The following is an 18,251-nucleotide window of genomic DNA, read 5'->3' on the forward strand; positions in this document are numbered from 1 at the left end:
CGTTAGGAAAGTTTCCTAACCCCACGAGGAATCGGAGCGTCCCATGCGCCCTCAGCCCCGTCGTGCCCTCCGCATAGCCCTCGCCGCCGCCCTGGTGGCCGCGCCCCTCACCGTCGCGGCCACCTCGGCGGCCCAGGCCGCCCCGGCCGCGAGCGCGACCGTCCAGCTCAAGGGGGTCGGGCTGGACGACCCGCACAAGAAGGACATCGCGATGCAACTGGTGTCCAGCGCGGAGAACTCGTCGCTGGACTGGAAGGCCCAGTACAAGTACATCGAGGACATCAAGGACGGGCGGGGCTACACCGCCGGCATCATCGGCTTCTGCTCCGGCACGGGCGACATGCTGGACCTGGTCCAGCACTACACCGACCTCAAGCCCGGCAACGTCCTGGCGAAGTACCTGCCCGCGCTGAAGAAGGTCAACGGCACCGACTCGCACGCCGGCCTCGGCTCCGCGTTCGAGCGCGACTGGGCCGCCGCCGCCAAGGACACCGTCTTCCAGCAGGCCCAGAACGACGAGCGCGACCGGGTGTACTTCAACCCCGCCGTCAAGCAGGCCAAGGCCGACGGCCTGCGCGGGCTCGGCCAGTTCGCCTACTACGACGCCATCGTCATGCACGGCCCGGGCAACAGCTCGGACAGCTTCGGCGGCATCCGCGCCGCCGCCATGAAGAAGGCCAAGACCCCCGCCCAGGGCGGCGACGAGGCCACCTACCTCAAGGCCTTCCTGGACGCCCGCAAGGTCGTCATGAAGAAGGAGGAGGCCCACTCCGACACCAGCCGGGTCGACACCGAGCAGCTGGTCTTCCTCAACGCCAAGAACTTCGACCTCAACCCGCCGCTGAAGTGGAAGGTCTACGGCGACAGCTACGCCATCAACAGCTGACGCGACGCCCAACAACCGACGCAGCGTCAAAAAGCGGGCCCGGCAGCCGGATCACGGCCGCCGGGCCCCGCTTCGCGGCACCCAGAGGAGTCAGGCGCTCGCGGTGTAGTCGTAGAAGCCGCGGCCGGACTTGCGGCCGAGCAGGCCCGCGTCGACCATCCGGGAGAGCAGCGGGGGAGCGGCGTACAGCGGCTCCTTGTACTCGTCGTACATCGACTCGGCGATCGAGACGATGGTGTCCAGGCCGATCAGGTCGCACAGCCGCAGCGGGCCCATCGGGTGGGCGCAGCCGGCCTCCATGCCCTTGTCGATGTCGGAGGCGGTGGCCACGCCCGACTCGAACATCCGCACCGCGGACAGCAGGTACGGCACCAGCAGCGCGTTGACCACGAAGCCGGCCCGGTCGCGGGCGCGGATCGGCTCCTTGCCGAGCACCTGGGAGGCGAAGGCCTCGACCCGCTCGGTGGTGGTCGCCGAGGTGGTCAGGGTCGGGATGACCTCGACCAGCTTCTGCACCGGCGCCGGGTTGAAGAAGTGCAGGCCGATGACCTGCTCCGGGCGGGAGGTGGCCGCGGCCAGCTTCACGATCGGGATCGACGAGGTGTTGGAGGCGAGGATCGCGTCGCGGCGCTCGATGACCTGGTCCAGGGTCTGGAAGATCTTGACCTTGATGTCCTCGCGCTCGGCGACAGCCTCGACCACCAGGTCGCGGTCGGCGAAGTCGGACAGGTCGACGGTGAAGGACAGCCGGGACATCGCCTCGTCCCGCAGCTCGGGGGTCAGCTTGCCGCGCTTGACCGCCGTGTCCAGGGAGTTGGTCAGCCGGGTGCGGCCGAACTCCAGTGCCTCACCGCTGGCCTCCGACACCAGGACATCCAGCCCGGCCCGGGCGAAGACCTCGGCGATGCCCGACCCCATCAGGCCACAGCCGACTACTCCGACGCGCGCGATGTCACTCACTCAGTTGCCCTTCGGTGGTGCTGGGGGTCGCCCAGCGACAGGTGGCCCAGCGAGCTGCTGGTCAGCGGGTCGGTGTACCGGAATGGGTGCACCGGTCACCGCCCCGACGACGTTACTACTCCGTACCGGCCAGTAGGTCACCCCCTCCCCGGAGGAGTGCCACCGCGGGCGATTCCCCCGAACGGGTGACGCGGCGGTTCCGGCCCGTGCGCCCGGGGCCACCGCCGCCCGGCGGCCGACAGAATGCCGCAGGTGGGGGCCGGGGACGGACCAGCGCACAGGCCGGGGGCGGGAAGGGAGCACACACGGTGTCGACGGGATCGCTCGCAGGACAGGTCGCCCTGGTCACCGGCGCCGGCCGGGGCATCGGCCGGGAGATCGCCATCGGCCTGGCCGCCGAGGGAATGGCCGTCGGCCTGGTCGGCCGCACCCACGAGACGCTGGCCGACACCCTCAAGGAGTGCGTCAAACACGGCTCCCGCGGCGTCGCCGTCACCGCCGACGTCACCCGCCCCGGATCGGTGCGCGAGGCCGTCCGGCTCGTCGAACGCGACCTCGGCCCGATCGACCTGCTGGTCAACAACGCCGGCCAGGTCGACCGCGCCGAGGTGCCGATCTGGGAGACCGACGCCAACCAGTGGTGGCAGGTGATCGAGACCAACCTGCGCGGCCCCTACAACCTGCTGCGCTGCGTACTGCCCGGCATGGTCGCCCGACGGCACGGCCGGGTGGTCAACCTCAACTCCGGCTTCGCCCTGCGCCCGGACGGCAACTACACCGCGTACGCCACGTCCAAGGGCGCGCTGCTCCAGCTCTCCGACAACATGGCGGACTCGCTCGCCCGGCACGACGTCGTCGTCCTCGACATCAGTCCGGGCGCGGTCGCCACCGACATGACCGCCGGGATGCCGATGTTCCGGTCCACGACGAGCTGGGGCTCCATCCCGTACATGGTCGCCGTCACCGTGGACGCCGCCCGCGGCCGCTTCGACGCGCTGCACGGGCGGTTCATCCACGCCGGGCGGGACGACCTGGCGGAGCTGGTCGACCGGGCCGAGGCGATCCGCGCCTCGGACGCCCGCACGCTGCGGCTGCGCCCGTACAAGGACGACGACCCGATGGTCTGACCGGGCCCGCGGGGTGCGGGCCTCGCTGGGTGCGGTGCGATCCGGCGCGGTGCGATCCGGTGCGGTGGGGGGCTCAGGCGCAGAGCTGGCTGGCGGTGACCGGCTTGAGCCCGGCCTTGGCGAGGCCGTCCAGGATGGCCGGCAGCGCGTCCACCGTGCACTGGTGGCCCATGTGCAGCGCCACCACCGAGCCGCCGCGCACCGAGTTCAGCACCCGGCGCTGAAGTTCGGCGGCCGAGGGGTCGTTGTAGTCGCGCGGGTCGACGTCGAAGGACAGCACGTGCTCGTAGCCGACGGCCTTGGCCTGCTCGCGCACCATCGGGGTGGCGTACTGCGCGGCGGAGGGCCGGAACCAGCGGCCGATCGAGCCGGTGAGCTTCTGCAGCCGGTCGGCGCACTGGGCGATCTCGGCGCGCGCCTGGTCGGGCGTCATGGCGGAGATGTTGAGGTGGTTCTGGGTGTGGTTGCCCAGCTCGTGGCCGCCGTCCAGGATCCGCCGGGCCATCTGCGGCTGCTGGTCGAGCCAGCTGCCGACGACCATCACGGTCAGCTTGGCGCCGCGCTGCTCGGCGATCTCCAGCAGCGCGGTGGCGAGCTTCGGGTCCCCGCTGCCGTGGACGGTGAGCGCCACGTTCTTGCCGGTGCGCGGCCCGTACACGACCTCGACCGGGGTGCCGGGCGCGAGCGGCGGCAGCGGAGGCGGGGTCGGCGGGGCGGAGGCCTGGGCGGCGGCCGGGGTCGACTCGGTGGCGGGCTGGGGCTCCGCCGCGGCGGTCGGCGCGGGGGAGGCCGGGCCCTCGCTGCCGTTCCAGGCCGGGTCGGTGTTGTGCTGCGGGTCGACGGTGCCGGGGTGCGCGGCCAGCGCCCCGGGGTCGGCCCGGCGGGGTGCGCCGGTGCCGCAGGCGGTGACGAGGCCACCGGCGGCGGTGAGGGCGGCCAGCTGGGCGGCGGTGCGCAGTACGGTGCGGCGGTCGGCAGTCATCGGCAGCCAGCATAGAGAGGGCGGCACCGGCGGGCGATCCGGTATGACCGGGTCCGGACCGTCCTTGACGTGCACACACTCTGTCTACGGGTGTTGCGTAAACCTGAACTCCCGCTGTTTCCACGGCGTGTCGTTGGATACGATCACCGCGCACCGCCTGTTGACGGGCGGTCGCACAATTCCGGCATGGCGCATTGGGGGCGGAACAGGATGCACAAGGACACCGCGGCGACCGGCGGGGCGGCCGACACCGACTGGCACTGGGCCAGAGCGGACCACTGGCAGCCGCCGAGCGAGCTGGACACCGGCATCCCGCACACGGCCCGGATGTACGACTACTACCTGGGCGGCAAGGACAACTTCGAGGCCGACCGCAAGGCCGCCCAGGCCGCGATAGCCGCCTACCCGGCGCTGCCGCTGCTGGCCCGCACCAACCGGCAGTTCCTCGGCCGCGCCGTGGAGTTCGCGGCCGGCCGGGGCATCCGCCAGTTCGTCGACATCGGTACCGGCATCCCGGCCGTCGGCTCCACCAACGAGGTCGCCCAGCGGGTCGCCCCGGACGCCCGCGTGGTGTACGTGGACAACGACCCGATCGTCGCCACCCACGCCCGCGCCCTGCTGGCGAGCCACCCCGCCGGGCACACCTCGGTGATCGAGGCCGACCTGCGCGACCCGGCCGCGATCCTCGCCCACCCCGGGCTGGCCGCCTCCGTCGACCTCTCCCAGCCCGTCGCGCTGATGCTGGTCGCCGTCCTGCACTTCATCCGCGACGAGGACGGCGCGCAGCAGATCGTCCGCACCCTGCGCGACGCGCTCGCCCCCGGCAGCGCGCTGATCCTCTCGCACGGCAGCCCGGACTTCGCCTCCCGGGAGAGCGCCGCCGAGGGCACCCGGATCTACCGGAGCGCCAGCGCCCCGCTCGTCCTGCGCCCCCGGGCCGGGGTCGAACCCTTCTTCGGCGACTTCGAGTTCGTCGGCCCCGGGCTCGTGCAGCTCCCGCTCTGGCGCCCCACCGCCGGCCACGTTCCCACCACCGAACTGCCCGAGGGCTGGCAGGACGTGTCCGCGTACGCGGGCGTCGCGTTCAAGAAGTAGTCCGCGCTCGCGATCGGACGTGACCCAGCCCCGTCCCGGCGCCTCCCTCCTGCGCCGGGACCGGGCCACCGCAGCCTACGCACCGCCACTGACAACCCCTCACCGCCCCGGGTGGCCTGCGCCGTGACCACCGCCCTGCCACCCCTCCCCACCGCCGTCGCCGACGCCCGCGGCGGCTCGCCGTTCAGGCCGAGCACCCCGTACGAACAGGGAGAACCGGGCGAAATTGACGCGACAGGGTGTGCGGGGCGGTGCTAGCTTCCGCGGCATGGAAGCCCTGAGTGAGAACGAGATCCGCGCGTCCTTCGTCAACTGTTCCAAGGGCGAGGCCCGTCGGCTCAACCTGCCCCGGGGCCTGGCCGAACTGCCGTGGGAGAACCTGGACTTCCTGGGCTGGCGGGACCAGGGCGCGCCCGACCGCGCCTACCTGGTGGCCCCGCACGGCGGCGAGCTGGTCGGTGTGACGCTGCGGGTGCCGACGGTCCGGCGCAGCCTGACCAAGACCAACGTCTGCTCGCTGTGCATCACCGCGCACGCCGGCAGCGGCGTCGCGCTGCTCGCCGGCCGGCGGGCCGGCGCGGCCGGGCGCGAGGGCAACACGGTCGGGACGTACATCTGCGCCGACCTCGCCTGCTCGCTCTACGTGCGCGGGCTGAAGAAGTCCGCCCTGGTCACCCGGCCCGAGGAGTCGCTGTCGCTGGAGGACCAGGTCGCCCGGACGATGGGCAACCTCGACGCATTCCTCGCCAGGGTGCTCACCGACACCGCCGCGTAGCCCGCCGTGTAGCCCGCCTGGTGAAGCGTCGCGCAGTCGGCCGCGTTGAGCGCCGCGTAAGGGCTCTCACTGCCCGCGCAGCTGGTCCAGTTCGCGGCGCTCCCGCTTGGTCGGGCGCCCGGCCCCGCGGTCCCGCTCCCCGGCCGCCGCGACGAACTCGCGCGGCGGCCGCGGTGGGCTGTTGTCGACCAGGCACTCCGCCGCCACCTCGGCGCCGACCCGCTTGCGGATCAGCTTGCGCACCTCGACGACCCGCTCGTGGTTCTCCTCGCGGACCCGGATCTCGTCCCCGGGCTTCAGCGCCTGGGCCGGCTTGGCCCGCTCACCGTTCACCCGGACGTGCCCGGCCCGGCAGGCGGCCGCCGCCAGCGCCCGCGTCTTGACCAGCCGGACCGACCAGATCCAGCTGTCCACCCGCACGCTTCCCTCGTGTTCAGCCATCCTCGGAGCCTACCCAAGCGATCCGGTCCGGTCGGGGGCTACCAGCGGCCGGGGGCTTACGCGGCGGTCGGGGCCTACGCGGCGGTCGGCGCTTCCTGCACCGCCCAGCCGTTGCCGTCCGGGTCGTTGAAGAACACGAAGTTGTTCCAGGCCTCGCCGTGCCCGTTCACCCGCGCTCCCGCCACGAAGTGCTGGACCGGGCTGACCGGTACGCCCCGCGCCGCCAGTTCGGCGTGGGCCTTCTCGATGTCGGCCACCACCAGTTGGAGGCCCTTGACCGAGCCGGGCGGCGAGTCGATCACCCCCTGGCCCACCACGATGGAGCACGGCGAGCCCGGGGGAGTCAGCTGGACCACCCGGACCCCGTCCCGCAGGCGGGTGTCGTGGTCCACCGTGAAGCCGGCCTGCTCCTCGTAGAAGAGCTTCGCGCGGTCCACGTCGGACACCGGGACCACTACGACTTCGAGCTTCCAGTCCATCGCCCTCACCCCTCTCGGTCGGGCTCTTCCAGTATCCGTCCGGCGGCGTTCTTCCAAAACAGTTCCCCGGTGTCCGTCCGATAGCCTGAGAACACGATGAATCCCCAGACCACGCCCGCCGCGACCCCGTTCTCCACCCCGTGGGGCACCTTCGACCTCACCCGCTTCCCTGCGGACCCGCGCGAGCGGCTCCGGGCCTGGGACGCCGCCGACGAGTACCTGCTGCGCCACCTCGCGGGCGAGGCGGACAGCGCGTCCGGCGCCGCGACCGAGCTGGCCGGCCGCCGGATCGCCGTCCTCGGCGACCGCTGGGGCGCGCTGACCACCGCGCTCGCCGAGCACCGGCCGGTCCAGATCTCCGACTCCCACCTCGGCCGGCAGGCCACCCTGGCCAACCTGGCCCGGGCCGGCGCCGCCGTCGACCAGGACCGGCTGCTCACCACCCGGGACACCCCGCCGGAGCGGATCGACGTGCTGCTGGTGCGCGTCCCCAAGAGCCTGGCCCTGCTGGAGGACCAGCTGCACCGGCTCGCCCCCGCGATCCACGCCGGCACCGTGGTGATCGGCGCCGGCATGGTCACCGAGATCCACACCTCCACCCTCCAGCTCTTCGAGCGGATCCTCGGCCCGACCCGCACCTCGCTCGCCGTCCGCAAGGCCCGGCTGATCTTCTGCACCCCCGACCCGGCGCGCGACCCCGGCCCCAACCCGTGGCCGCACCGCTACGCGCTGCCGTCGGACATCGGCCCCGCGTCCGGCCGTACGGTGGTCAACCACGCCGGCACCTTCTGTGCCGAGCGGCTCGACATCGGCACCCGTTTCCTCCTCGCCCACCTGCCGACCCCCGCCCCGGGCGCCCGGGTGGTGGACCTCGGCTGCGGCAACGGCGTGGTCGGGACGGCCGCCGCGCTGGCCGGGCCCGGCGCGGAGCTGGTCTTCGTGGACGAGTCGCACCAGGCGGTGGCCTCCGCCGAGGAGACCTTCCGTACCAACCTGGGCCCGGACGCCCCGGCCGAGTTCCGCGCCGCCGACGCGCTCGCGGCGGACGTGGTCGCCCCCGGCTCGGTGGACCTGGTGCTCAACAACCCGCCGTTCCACTCCCACCAGGCCACCACCGACGCCACCGCGTGGCGGATGTTCACCGGCGCCAAGCGGGCGCTGCGGCCGGGCGGTGAACTCTGGGTGGTCGGCAACCGTCACCTCGGCTACCACGTCAAGCTGCGCCGTCTCTTCGGCAACTGCCAACTCGTGGCGGGCAACCCCAAGTTCGTGGTGCTGCGCGCCGTCAAGCGCTGACCGGCGGCTGACCGGGGACTCACCGGCCCGCGGCCGCCCCGTCGGGCCCCGGCACATACTCCTTGCATGGATTTTCCCCCGCGCGTATATTCATGCCACGACTAAGGAGGAACGCCATGGCATTGCGAGTCGCCGTCGCCGGAGCGAGCGGGTACGCGGGTGGCGAGGTGCTGCGCCTGCTGCTCGGCCACCCGGAGGTGGAGATCGGGGCGCTGACCGGCGGCTCGAACGCGGGCACCAGGCTGGGCGCGCTGCAGCCGCACCTGATCCCGCTCGCCGACCGCGTCCTCGAGCCCACCACCCCCGAGGTGCTGGCCGACCACGACGTGGTGTTCCTGGCGCTGCCGCACGGCCAGTCCGCCGCCGTCGCCGAGGCCCTCGGCCAGAACGTGCTGGTGGTCGACTGCGGCGCCGACTTCCGGCTCAAGGCCGCCGCCGACTGGGAGCAGTTCTACGGCTCCGCGCACGCCGGCACCTGGCCCTACGGCCTGCCCGAACTCCCCGGCCACCGCGCCGCGTTGAAGGGCAGCAACCGGATCGCCGTGCCCGGCTGCTACCCGACGGCCGTCTCGCTCGCGCTGTTCCCCGCGTACGCGGCCGGACTCGCCGAGCCGGAGGCCGTGGTGGTCGCCGCCTCCGGTACCTCCGGCGCGGGCAAGGCCGCCAAGCCGCACCTGCTGGGCAGCGAGGTGATGGGCAGCGTCAGCCCGTACGGCGTCGGCGGCGTCCACCGGCACACCCCCGAGATGATGCAGAACCTCAGCCCGCTCGCCGGCGAGCCGGTCACCGTCTCCTTCACCCCCACCCTCGTCCCGATGCCGCGCGGCATCCTCGCCACCTGCTCGGCGAAGGCCAAGCCGGGTGTGACCGCCCGGAGCCTGCGCGCCGCCTACACCGAGGCGTTCGCGGACGAGGCCTTCGTCCACCTGCTGCCCGAGGGGCAGTGGCCGCAGACCAGCAGCGTCTACGGCGCCAACACCGCCCTGGTCCAGGTCGCCCTGGACGCCGCTGCCGGGCGGATCATCGCGATCAGCGCGATCGACAACCTGGTCAAGGGCACCGCGGGCGGCGCGGTGCAGAGCATGAACATCGCCCTCGGCCTGCCCGAGGAGCTGGGCCTTCCCGTGAACGGAGTCGCACCGTGAGCATCGGCAACAACGTGAGTACCGGCAACAACGCCAGCCCCGGCGCCAACCCGGGCCCCGGCACCAACGTGGGCGTGACGGCCGCCAAGGGCTTCCGCGCCGCCGGGGTGACCGCCGGCATCAAGGCCTCCGGCACCCCGGACCTCGCCCTGGTGGTCAACGACGGCCCCTCGCTCGCCGCGGCCGGCGTCTTCACCGCGAACCGGGTCAAGGCCGCGCCGGTGCTCTGGTCCGAGCAGGTCCTCAAGGGTGGCCAGGTCTCCGCCGTCGTCCTCAACTCCGGTGGTGCCAACGCCTGCACCGGCCCGCTCGGCTTCCAGGACACCCATGCCACCGCGGAGAAGGTCGCGGAGGAGCTGAAGCTCAACGCGGGCGAGGTCGCGGTCGCCTCCACCGGCCTGATCGGTGTCCGGCTGCCGATGGACATCCTGCTGCCCGGGGTCGCCCTGGCGGCCGGGGCGCTCAGCGAGACCGGCGGGGAGGCCGCCGCGATCGCCATCAAGACCACCGACACCGTGCACAAGACCGCCCAGGTCACCAGCCCGGCCGGCTGGACGGTCGGCGGCATGGCCAAGGGCGCGGGCATGCTCGCCCCGAGCCTCGCCACCATGCTGGTGGTGCTCACCACCGACGCCGCCGTCGACAGCGCCGCCCTGGACGCGGCCCTGCGCGGCGCCACCCGCTCCACCTTCGACCGGATCGACTCCGACGGCTGCATGTCGACCAACGACACCGTGCTGCTGCTCGCCTCCGGCGCCACCGGCATCACCCCGGACCAGGCCGAGTTCGCCGCGGCCGTCCGCACGGTCAGCGGCGATCTGGCCCGCCAGCTGATCGGCGACGCCGAGGGCGCGAGCAAGGACATCCGGATCGACGTCACCGGCGCCGCCACCGAGGACGAGGCGGTCGAGGTCGCCCGGACGATCAGCCGCAACAACCTGCTCAAGTGCGCCATCCACGGGGAGGACCCCAACTGGGGCCGGGTGCTGGCCGCGATCGGCACCACCTCCGCCGCCTTCGACCCGAACCGGCTGGACGTCGCCATCAACGGCGTCTGGGTCTGCAAGGACGGCGGCGTGGGCGAGGACCGCGACCTGGTGGACATGAAGGGCCGCGAGGTCGTCATCACCGCGGACCTCAACGCCGGCACCGCGGGTGCCTCGGTGTGGACCAACGACCTCACGGCCGACTACGTCCACGAGAACAGCGCCTACTCCACCTGATCCGCGACATCCGTTCCGACGAGGGAAACCCGTGCAGATCGCACCCAAGGGCGAACAGGCCCGCAACAACACCGCGTTGCCCAAGGCCATGACCCTGATCGAGGCGCTGCCATGGCTGGAGCGCTTCCACGGCAAGACCGTCGTGATCAAGTTCGGCGGCAACGCCATGGTGGACGACGAGCTCAAGGCGGCGTTCGCCCAGGACGTCGTGTTCCTCCGCTACGCCGGGCTGCACCCCGTCGTGGTGCACGGCGGTGGCCCGCAGATCAGCGCCCAGTTGGACAAGCTCGGCCTGGAGTCCAGCTTCACCAACGGTCTGCGGGTCACCACCCCGGAGACCATGGACGTGGTCCGGATGGTGCTGGCCGGCCAGGTGCAGCGCGAGCTGGTCGGCCTGCTCAACGGGCACGGCCCGTTCGCCGTCGGCATGACCGGCGAGGACGCGCACACCATGACGGCGGTGAAGCGCTACGCGGTGGTGGACGGCGAGCAGGTGGACATCGGCCTGGTCGGCGACATCGTCAACATCGAGGCCGGCGCGGTGAAGGCGCTGATCGCCGACGGCCGGATCCCGGTCATCTCCTCGATCGCGCGCGGCACCGACGGCCACGTCTACAACATCAACGCCGACACCGCCGCCGCCGCCCTCGCGGTCGCGCTCGGCGCCGAGATGCTCGTCGTCCTCACCGACGTCGAGGGCCTCTACAAGGACTGGCCGAACTCCGACGACGTGATCAGCCAGCTCAACGCGAGCGAGCTGGAGGAGCTGCTGCCCGACCTGGCCAGCGGCATGCTCCCCAAGATGGAGGGCTGCCTGCGCGCCGTCCGCTCCGGCGTGGGCACCGCCCGCGTCCTGGACGGCCGGGTGCCGCACAGCCTGCTGCTGGAGATCTTCACCGACGAGGGCATCGGCACGATGGTCGTGCCGGACGACGAGCCGACCGTGACCGGGGGACTGGCATGACGCACAACGAGCAGCTCACCGAGCGGTGGCAGCACACCTTCACCGACAACTACGGCACCCCCCGGATCCCGCTGGTGCGCGGCGCGGGCAGCAAGCTCTGGGACGCCGACGGCAAGGAGTACACCGACCTGCTCGGCGGCATCGCCGTCAACGCCCTCGGCACCGCCCACCCGGCCGTCGTCGAGGCGGTCGGCCGGCAGATCGCCACCCTCGGCCACGTCTCCAACCTCTTCATGGCCGAGCCCACCATCGCCCTCGCCGAGCGGCTGCTGCAGCTGGACGGCCGGGCGGGCGGCCGGGTGTTCTTCTGCAACTCCGGCGCCGAGGCCAACGAGGCGGCGTTCAAGATCAGCCGGCGGACCGGCCGCACCCACCTGGTCGCCCTCCAGGGCGCCTTCCACGGCCGGACCATGGGCGCCCTCGCGCTCACCGGCCAGCCCGCCAAGCAGGACCCGTTCCGCCCGCTGCCCGGCGACGTCACCCACGTCCCGTTCGGCGACGTCGAGGCGCTGCGCGCGGCCGTCACCACCGACACCGCCGCGGTCTTCCTGGAGCCGATCCAGGGCGAGAACGGCGCGATCCCGCTGCCGGACGGCTACCTCAGGGCGGCCCGCGAGATCACCCGGGCCACCGGCACCCTGCTCGTGCTGGACGAGATCCAGACCGGCGTCGGCCGCACCGGCCACTGGTACGCCCACCAGGCCTTCGAGGGCGTCGAGCCGGACGTCGTCACCCTGGCCAAGGCGCTCGGCGGCGGCCTGCCGATGGGCGCCACCCTCGCCTTCGGGGAGGCCGCCGAGCTGCTCACCCCGGGCCAGCACGGCACCACCTTCGGCGGCAACCCGGTGGCCGCCGCGGCCGGGCTCGCGGTGCTGGACACCATCGAGTCCGAGGGCCTGCTGGAGCACGTCCGCAAGCTCGGCGAGCGGCTGCGGCACGGTGTCGAGGCGATCGGCGACCCGCTGGTCTCGCACGTGCGGGGGGCCGGTCTGCTGCTCGGCATCGTGCTCACCGCGCCGGTCTCGGCCCGGGTCCAGGCCGTCGCGCAGGAGGCCGGCTACCTGGTCAACGCGGCCGTCGCGGACGCCGTCCGACTCGCCCCGCCGCTGGTGCTGACCGAGCAGGAGGCGGACGCCTTCCTCGCGGCCCTGCCGGGCATCCTCCGGACGGTGCGCGAGAACGCCCCGGCCGATGCGAGTTGACCGTCGTCCGGGAGAATAATCACATGACCGCTTCCCACTCCGGCCCCTCCGCCACCGGCCCGACGCCGCAGGTCCCGCAGACCCGCACCGCGCGCCACCGGCGGATCGTGGACCTGCTCACCCGCCAGCCCGTGCGTTCGCAGAGCCAGCTCGCCAAGCTGCTCGCCGACGACGGACTCGTGGTCACCCAGGCCACCCTCTCCCGGGACCTGGACGAGCTGGGCGCGGTCAAGATCCGCAACCGGGACGGCGCGCTGATCTACGCCGTCCCGGCCGAGGGCGGCGACCGCACGCCGCGCGCGCCGATGGGGGAGTCGGCCAGCGAGGGCCGGATGGCCCGGCTGGCCGGTGAGCTGATGGTCTCCGCGACGGCCTCCGGCAACCTGGTCGTGCTGCGCACCCCGCCGGGCGCCGCCCAGTTCCTCGCCTCGGCGATCGACCAGGCGGAGGTGTTCGAGATCATCGGCACCATCGCCGGCGACGACACCGTCCTGCTGATCAGTCGTGACCCGGCCGGCGGCCAGGCGCTCGCCGACCACCTCATGCAACTCGCCCAGGCGAAGGCGCAGTAGCGCCCGGACTCCGGCAACCCGGGCGTGACCCCGGCAAAGCCCGCCGCAACTCCCGGCGCGACCCCGGCCCGACGGATCCCGTCCGGCCGGGTTTCTGCGTTTCAGGGGTTTTGTGTTTCATACGCTGTCGTGCATACTTATGCCATCCGCTGCACATGTCTGAAGGAGCCAACGCGATGACCGCCCAGCAGTCCTCCGACGTCCGCCTCTGGGGCGCGCGCTTCGCCGACGGCCCGTCCGAGGCGCTGGCCAAGCTGTCCGCCTCGGTTCACTTCGACTGGCGCCTCGCGCCGTACGACATCGCCGGCTCCAAGGCCCACGCCCGGGTCCTGCACAAGGCCGGGCTGCTCTCCGACGACGAGCTGGCCGCCATGCTGGACGGCCTCGACCGGCTGCTCGCCGACGTCCAGGCGGGCACCTTCACGGGCACCGTCGCCGACGAGGACGTCCACACCGCCCTGGAGCGCGGCCTGCTGGAGCGCCTCGGCGCCGAGCTCGGCGGCAAGCTGCGGGCCGGGCGCTCGCGCAACGACCAGATCGCCACCCTGTTCCGGATGTACCTGCGGGACCACGCGAAGACCATCGGCGGCCTGCTGCTCGACCTCCAGCAGGCCCTCGTCGGCCTCGCCGAGGCGCACCCGGACACCGCCATGCCGGGCCGCACCCACCTCCAGCACGCCCAGCCCGTGCTCTTCGCCCACCACGTCCTCGCGCACGTGCAGGCCCTCGGCCGGGACGCCGAGCGGCTGCGCCAGTGGGACACCCGCACCGCCGTCTCGCCGTACGGCTCCGGGGCGCTGGCCGGCTCCTCGCTCGGCCTCGACCCGCAGGCCGTCGCCGCCGACCTCGGCTTCGAGGGCGGCTCGGTCGGCAACTCCATCGACGGCACGGCCTCGCGCGACTTCGTCGCCGAGTTCGCCTTCGTGACCGCGATGATCGGGATCAACCTCTCCCGGATCGCGGAGGAGGTGATCATCTGGAACACCAAGGAGTTCGGCTTCATCACGCTGCACGACGCCTTCTCCACCGGCTCCTCGATCATGCCGCAGAAGAAGAACCCGGACATCGCCGAGCTCGCCCGGGGCAAGTCCGGCCGCCTGATCGGCAACCTGACCGGCCTGCTGGCCACCCTCAAGGCACTGCCGCTGGCCTACAACCGGGACCTGCAGGAGGACAAGGAGCCGGTCTTCGACTCCTGCGACACGCTGGAGGTGCTGCTGCCCGCGTTCACCGGGATGATGGCCACCCTCACCGTGCACCGGGAGCGGCTGGAGGAGCTCGCCCCGGCCGGCTTCTCGCTCGCCACCGACATCGCCGAGTGGCTGGTCAAGCAGGGCGTGCCGTTCCGGGTCGCGCACGAGGTGGCCGGCGCCTGTGTCAAGGCCTGCGAGGCCCAAGGCATCGAGCTGTCCGACCTGTCGGACGAGCAGTTCGCCGCGATCTCCGAGCACCTGACGCCGGAGGTGCGCTCGGTGCTCAGCGTGCACGGCGCCATCGCGTCCCGGAACGGGCGCGGCGGCACCGCCCCCTCGGCGGTCGCGGTCCAGCTCGCCGAGGTGAAGGCGGACCTGGCGCGGCAGCAGGAGTGGGTCCAGGGCTGACCGGAGGTCGGCAGGCAGGGGGCGCGGCGGTCCGACCGGCGCGCCCCTCCGGCGTCCGCGCCACGGCCCGGGCGTAACCGGTCCGGCCGCCGGGCGTCATGCACGGTGTGTGCGCCACCCTTCCCGTCGTCCCCTCCGCCGAGGACGTCTACCTCGCCGAACGCCGCCGCCGCGTGGTCCGCGAGACCGTCGCCGCCCTGCCCGGCCGCTGCCCGCAGCTGATCGCCGCCCTCGCCGAGGACCCGCCGCCCACCTACCGCGAACTCTCCGAGCGCCTCGGCATGCCCCGCGGCTCCATCGGCCCCACCCGCTCCCGCTGCCTCGCCTGCCTGCGCACGCTGCTCCACGCGGAGCGGTACCCGTGAGGCGCGGGGGTGACGTCGTGCGCGTCCGTCCGTACTCCCCGGCTCGCGTTCTCCGCCGTGCGCCCCGCTCCACCACCCCCTCCCCGACCGGGGTGACCCTGCTCACGTCTGTCCCCCCGAAGGTTGAGGGAAGCTGACACCCGGGTAGAGCGCTGGCGAACGCAGCTCTTGACGGTGACGCGATCACTCGGATACTGAGCGTGAGCGCGCCACCCTCTGCGCGCCGGGCACGACGACTGGGGAGGCCCCTCCACATGGGCATGAGCGTGATCATCTCGGCCGCGGCGGTCGAGGACGCGGAGCAGATCCTCAAGCTCCAGTACCTCGGCTACCAGTCCGAGGCCGAGCTGTACGGCGACTGGGCGATCGAGCCCCTGACGCAGAGTCTGGAGAGCCTGCGCGCCGAACTGGCCGAGCAGCACTTCCTGGTCGCCCGGCTGGGCGACGAGGTGGTCGGCACCGTCCGCGGCCGCGTCGAGGCCGACGGCGTCGGCCGGATAGGGCGTCTGGTCGTCCACCCGCGGATGCAGCGCCACGGCCTCGGCGGCCGCCTGCTGGACGCGCTGGAGCGCCGGCTCGCCGAGGAGGGCCCGGTTTCCGCCTACCGCCTGTTCACCGGCCACCGCAGCCTCGGCAACCTGCGGCTGTACGCCCGCCAGGGCTACCGGCAGACCCGGGTCGAGCAGGTCAACGCCCGGCTGAGCTTCGTCCACCTGGAGAAGCCCGCCGCCGCGGAGCTGGCCGCGACGGCCTGAGCCCGACGGCCGCACCCCACACCTCGCCCCGCCGCTTGGCGCCGCCACCATCCGGACGATCCGGTGGCGGCGCCGAGTCGTATCACCGCTGGTCACAGCGTTAGATGTCCGCATTGCGGACAGCGCCGTCAAACAATTGGGCGTACCTCGAACCATCTGTTTTACTGGCTCACATGACTGCGACGACGAACTGGACCCCCACCGGCACGCTGCCGGCAGGTGAGCGTGCCATGTGCCGTCGAATGTGTCACTGCTGAGGGCCATCGCCCCCGGCACCCCTCCGCGGGTGCCTTCTCCTCGCGCCCCGAAGCGAGACTCCGGCGCCGCTCCCGCCTGTCCGAGCGCGCCCATCCTCCCGGACCCCTCCCTTCGCCATGCCCGCCCACGTGCGGGCGCCGGTGACTCCTAAGGGCCACGCCGTCGCGCGGCCCGGCCGCCCAGCGGCCACGATCAAGGGGTGGCAGGTCCGGATCCCCCCGGCGAAGCGCCGTAAGAAGCCGTCGACCGCAACCCGGTCGGGCGGTCGACCCACGCCGCCCGCCCCCGACCCCCCGGAAGCTGCTGTGATCACCACCACGGACCTCACGAAGGTCTACCGCTCCCGAGGCCGCGAGGTGACCGCCCTCGCCGGCGTCGACCTGCACGTCCGCCCGGGCGAGGTCTACGGCGTCGTCGGCACCAGCGGTGCCGGCAAGTCCACCCTCATCCGCTGCGTGAACATGCTGGAGCGCCCGACCTCCGGCACCGTCACCGTGGACGGGGTCGAACTCACCGCGCTGTCCGGCGGCGAGAACCGCGCCGGACGGGACCTGCGCGAGGCGCGCCGCCGGATCGGCATGGTCTTCCAGCACTTCAACCTGCTCTCCTCGCGGACGGTGCAGCAGAACGTCGAACTCCCGCTGGAGATCGTCGGCCTGGACCGCACCCAGCGCCGTCGCAAGGCCGCCGAACTGCTCGACCTGGTCGGCCTCGGCGACAAGGCCCGCAGCTACCCCAACCAGCTCTCCGGCGGCCAGAAGCAGCGCGTCGGCATCGCCCGCGCCCTGGCCGGCGACCCCAAGGTGCTGCTCTCCGACGAGGCCACCTCGGCGCTCGACCCGGAGACCACCCGCTCGATCCTCAAGCTGCTGCGCGACCTCAACCAGCAGCTGGGCCTCACCGTCCTGCTGATCACCCACGAGATGGACGTCATCAAGTCCGTCTGCGACTCCGCCGCCCTGATGCGCGGCGGCAAGGTGGTCGAGTCCGGCGAGCTCACCGACCTGCTGGCCGAGCCCGGCTCCGAGCTGGCCCGCGAGCTGTTCCCGCTCAGCGAGTTCGGCACCGGCCACCCCGGCTCCACCGTGCTGGAGATCACCTTCCAGGGCGACACCCCGGCGCAGCCGTTCGTCTCCCAGCTGGCCCGCACCTACCAGATCGACATCAACATCCTCGGCGCCGCCGTGGAGACCGTCGCCGGCCGGATGGTCGGGCGCATGCGGGTCGAGCTGCCCGGCAACCACCAGGACAACGTGGTGCCGATCGGCTACCTGCGCGAGCAGGGCCTGCAGGTGGCCCTCCTCGGCTCGGACGGCATCGGCGCGGCGAACGGAGCGGTGGCATGACCTGGGACCAGATGCAGGAGCTGATGTGGCCCGCCACCCAGGAGACCTTCCAGATGGTCGGGGTCGCGACCGTCTGCACCGTCCTTCTCGGGCTGCCCCTCGGTGTCCTGCTGGTGCTCACCTCCAAGGGCGGAGCGCTGCAGAACCAGCCGGTGAACAAGGTGCTCGGCGCGGTCGTGAACCTCGCGCGCTCGATGCCGTTCATCATCCTGATGATCGCGCTGATCTCCTTCACCCGATGGCTGACCGGCAACTCCCTCGGCTGGCAGGCGGCCACCGTGCCGCTGACCGTCGGAGCGATCCCGTTCTTCGCCCGGCTGGTCGAGACCTCCGTCCGCGAGGTGGACCGGGGCCTGATCGAGGCCGTCCAGGCGATGGGCGGCAGCACCTGGACGCTCGTCCGCAAGACGCTGGTGCCCGAGGCCCTTCCCGGCATCGTCGCCTCGATCACCACCACCGTCATCGCGTTGATCGGCTACTCCGCGATGGCCGGCACGGTCGGCGGCGGCGGCCTCGGCGACCTCGCCTACCGCTACGGCTACCTGCGCTTCGAGACCGCCTTCATGTGGATCATCGTGGCCGAGATCGCGATCATCGTCACGATCATCCAGCTGGCCGGTGACTACGCCGTGCGCCGCCTGGCGAACCGGGGCCGCGGCGGCGGACGCACCCGCCTGCTCCGCCCGCGTGCCGCCACCACCGCCGACGAGGACCTCGTCGCCTCCTAGACCTCCCTCGTCCGACCTCCGGACGCGGCTCCCCGCATCACGCAGAAAGGC

General features: G+C 72.6%; 19 protein-coding genes. 15 read left to right on the plus strand and 4 right to left on the minus strand.

The window, feature by feature from the left end; all coding sequences use genetic code 11:
- The first annotated feature begins 43 nt into the window (after positions 1-43).
- A complete protein-coding gene (locus ACZ52J_RS08855; protein ID WP_360498377.1) occupies positions 44-886 on the plus strand; it encodes a chitosanase in 843 nt (280 codons plus the stop codon).
- Between the two features lie 90 nt (positions 887-976).
- Here ACZ52J_RS08855 and ACZ52J_RS08860 read toward each other — a convergent pair whose 3' ends face one another.
- Entirely contained in the window at positions 977-1,846 is an 870-nt protein-coding gene (locus ACZ52J_RS08860) for a 3-hydroxybutyryl-CoA dehydrogenase (protein WP_360498379.1), read from the minus strand.
- A 308-nt stretch (positions 1,847-2,154) separates the two neighbouring features.
- Here ACZ52J_RS08860 and ACZ52J_RS08865 point away from each other — a divergent pair, with 308 nt between their 5' ends.
- Entirely contained in the window at positions 2,155-2,973 is an 819-nt protein-coding gene (locus tag ACZ52J_RS08865) for an SDR family NAD(P)-dependent oxidoreductase (RefSeq protein WP_465616981.1), read from the plus strand.
- Positions 2,974-3,046: 73 nt separating this feature from the next.
- Here ACZ52J_RS08865 and ACZ52J_RS08870 read toward each other — a convergent pair whose 3' ends face one another.
- A complete protein-coding gene (locus ACZ52J_RS08870; RefSeq protein ID WP_465616983.1) occupies positions 3,047-3,955 on the minus strand; it encodes a polysaccharide deacetylase family protein in 909 nt (302 codons plus the stop codon).
- Between the two features lie 210 nt (positions 3,956-4,165).
- Here ACZ52J_RS08870 and ACZ52J_RS08875 point away from each other — a divergent pair, with 210 nt between their 5' ends.
- Together ACZ52J_RS08875 and ACZ52J_RS08880 are read left to right on the plus strand one after the other, a co-directional pair.
- Positions 4,166-5,050 carry an SAM-dependent methyltransferase gene (locus tag ACZ52J_RS08875; protein ID WP_360498385.1) on the plus strand — a complete coding sequence of 295 codons (885 nt, stop codon included), beginning with the start codon at positions 4,166-4,168 and terminating at the stop codon, positions 5,048-5,050.
- 268 nt (positions 5,051-5,318) lie between these two features.
- A complete protein-coding gene (locus ACZ52J_RS08880; RefSeq protein ID WP_465616985.1) occupies positions 5,319-5,825 on the plus strand; it encodes an FBP domain-containing protein in 507 nt (168 codons plus the stop codon).
- 66 nt (positions 5,826-5,891) lie between these two features.
- Here the strand turns inward: ACZ52J_RS08880 and ACZ52J_RS08885 are convergent, their stop codons facing one another.
- Both ACZ52J_RS08885 and ACZ52J_RS08890 read right to left on the minus strand, forming a co-directional pair.
- A complete protein-coding gene (locus ACZ52J_RS08885; RefSeq protein ID WP_465616987.1) occupies positions 5,892-6,266 on the minus strand; it encodes an RNA-binding S4 domain-containing protein in 375 nt (124 codons plus the stop codon).
- Between the two features lie 74 nt (positions 6,267-6,340).
- Positions 6,341-6,745, minus strand: a complete 405-nt coding sequence (locus ACZ52J_RS08890) for a VOC family protein (protein WP_360498391.1) — start codon at positions 6,743-6,745, stop codon at positions 6,341-6,343.
- Between the two features lie 96 nt (positions 6,746-6,841).
- Here ACZ52J_RS08890 and ACZ52J_RS08895 point away from each other — a divergent pair, with 96 nt between their 5' ends.
- The 11 genes from ACZ52J_RS08895 to ACZ52J_RS08945 all read left to right on the plus strand — a co-directional run bounded on the left by ACZ52J_RS08895 (position 6,842) and on the right by ACZ52J_RS08945 (position 18,200).
- The gene (locus tag ACZ52J_RS08895) at positions 6,842-8,041 is read left to right on the plus strand and encodes a methyltransferase (protein WP_465616989.1); all 1,200 of its coding nucleotides are present in this window, start codon (positions 6,842-6,844) and stop codon (positions 8,039-8,041) included.
- Between the two features lie 116 nt (positions 8,042-8,157).
- Complete coding sequence (gene argC / locus ACZ52J_RS08900; RefSeq protein WP_465616991.1) at positions 8,158-9,186, plus strand: N-acetyl-gamma-glutamyl-phosphate reductase; 1,029 nt, start codon at positions 8,158-8,160, stop codon at positions 9,184-9,186.
- A 68-nt stretch (positions 9,187-9,254) separates the two neighbouring features.
- Entirely contained in the window at positions 9,255-10,409 is a 1,155-nt protein-coding gene (gene argJ, locus ACZ52J_RS08905; protein WP_465617418.1) for a bifunctional glutamate N-acetyltransferase/amino-acid acetyltransferase ArgJ, read from the plus strand.
- A gap of 88 nt (positions 10,410-10,497) precedes the next feature.
- A complete protein-coding gene (gene argB, locus ACZ52J_RS08910; RefSeq protein WP_360498539.1) occupies positions 10,498-11,373 on the plus strand; it encodes an acetylglutamate kinase in 876 nt (291 codons plus the stop codon).
- Positions 11,370-12,575, plus strand: coding sequence for an acetylornithine transaminase (locus tag ACZ52J_RS08915; protein WP_465616993.1), 1,206 nt, complete (start codon positions 11,370-11,372; stop codon positions 12,573-12,575). Before argB ends, ACZ52J_RS08915 begins: the two co-directional genes overlap by 4 nt.
- Before the next feature lie 23 nt (positions 12,576-12,598).
- Positions 12,599-13,147 carry an arginine repressor gene (locus tag ACZ52J_RS08920; protein ID WP_360343103.1) on the plus strand — a complete coding sequence of 183 codons (549 nt, stop codon included), beginning with the start codon at positions 12,599-12,601 and terminating at the stop codon, positions 13,145-13,147.
- Between the two features lie 176 nt (positions 13,148-13,323).
- The gene (gene argH, locus ACZ52J_RS08925; RefSeq protein WP_465616995.1) at positions 13,324-14,748 is read left to right on the plus strand and encodes an argininosuccinate lyase; all 1,425 of its coding nucleotides are present in this window, start codon (positions 13,324-13,326) and stop codon (positions 14,746-14,748) included.
- Between the two features lie 107 nt (positions 14,749-14,855).
- Positions 14,856-15,113: a hypothetical protein gene (locus ACZ52J_RS08930; RefSeq protein WP_465616997.1), complete on the plus strand. Its 258-nt coding sequence runs from the start codon at positions 14,856-14,858 to the stop codon at positions 15,111-15,113.
- Between the two features lie 254 nt (positions 15,114-15,367).
- On the plus strand, positions 15,368-15,868 hold the full coding sequence (locus ACZ52J_RS08935; protein WP_465616999.1) for a GNAT family N-acetyltransferase: 501 nt from the start codon (positions 15,368-15,370) through the stop codon (positions 15,866-15,868).
- 563 nt (positions 15,869-16,431) lie between these two features.
- Positions 16,432-17,472 carry a methionine ABC transporter ATP-binding protein gene (locus tag ACZ52J_RS08940; protein ID WP_465617001.1) on the plus strand — a complete coding sequence of 347 codons (1,041 nt, stop codon included), beginning with the start codon at positions 16,432-16,434 and terminating at the stop codon, positions 17,470-17,472.
- Positions 17,469-18,200 carry a methionine ABC transporter permease gene (locus ACZ52J_RS08945; RefSeq protein ID WP_465617003.1) on the plus strand — a complete coding sequence of 244 codons (732 nt, stop codon included), beginning with the start codon at positions 17,469-17,471 and terminating at the stop codon, positions 18,198-18,200. The genes ACZ52J_RS08940 and ACZ52J_RS08945 overlap by 4 nt, the downstream gene beginning before the upstream one ends.
- Positions 18,201-18,251 lie beyond the last annotated feature (51 nt).

This window comes from Kitasatospora sp. NPDC034035 (assembly GCF_055575755.1).

What these genes read in the sequence shown, in the direction of transcription:
- argC (WP_465616991.1), top strand. Translation starts at nt 8,158, where the DNA reads ATGGCATTGCGAGTCGCCGTCGCCGGAGCGAGCGGGTACGCGGGTGGC.
- ACZ52J_RS08945 (WP_465617003.1), top strand. Translation starts at nt 17,469, where the DNA reads ATGACCTGGGACCAGATGCAGGAGCTGATGTGGCCCGCCACCCAGGAG.
- ACZ52J_RS08915 (WP_465616993.1), top strand. Translation starts at nt 11,370, where the DNA reads ATGACGCACAACGAGCAGCTCACCGAGCGGTGGCAGCACACCTTCACC.
- argH (WP_465616995.1), top strand. Translation starts at nt 13,324, where the DNA reads ATGACCGCCCAGCAGTCCTCCGACGTCCGCCTCTGGGGCGCGCGCTTC.
- ACZ52J_RS08935 (WP_465616999.1), top strand. Translation starts at nt 15,368, where the DNA reads ATGGGCATGAGCGTGATCATCTCGGCCGCGGCGGTCGAGGACGCGGAG.
- ACZ52J_RS08855 (WP_360498377.1), top strand. Translation starts at nt 44, where the DNA reads ATGCGCCCTCAGCCCCGTCGTGCCCTCCGCATAGCCCTCGCCGCCGCC.
- ACZ52J_RS08890 (WP_360498391.1), bottom strand. Translation starts at nt 6,745, where the DNA reads ATGGACTGGAAGCTCGAAGTCGTAGTGGTCCCGGTGTCCGACGTGGAC.
- ACZ52J_RS08920 (WP_360343103.1), top strand. Translation starts at nt 12,599, where the DNA reads ATGACCGCTTCCCACTCCGGCCCCTCCGCCACCGGCCCGACGCCGCAG.
- argB (WP_360498539.1), top strand. Translation starts at nt 10,498, where the DNA reads ATGACCCTGATCGAGGCGCTGCCATGGCTGGAGCGCTTCCACGGCAAG.
- ACZ52J_RS08895 (WP_465616989.1), top strand. Translation starts at nt 6,842, where the DNA reads ATGAATCCCCAGACCACGCCCGCCGCGACCCCGTTCTCCACCCCGTGG.
- ACZ52J_RS08880 (WP_465616985.1), top strand. Translation starts at nt 5,319, where the DNA reads ATGGAAGCCCTGAGTGAGAACGAGATCCGCGCGTCCTTCGTCAACTGT.
- ACZ52J_RS08875 (WP_360498385.1), top strand. Translation starts at nt 4,166, where the DNA reads ATGCACAAGGACACCGCGGCGACCGGCGGGGCGGCCGACACCGACTGG.
- ACZ52J_RS08885 (WP_465616987.1), bottom strand. Translation starts at nt 6,266, where the DNA reads ATGGCTGAACACGAGGGAAGCGTGCGGGTGGACAGCTGGATCTGGTCG.
- ACZ52J_RS08870 (WP_465616983.1), bottom strand. Translation starts at nt 3,955, where the DNA reads ATGACTGCCGACCGCCGCACCGTACTGCGCACCGCCGCCCAGCTGGCC.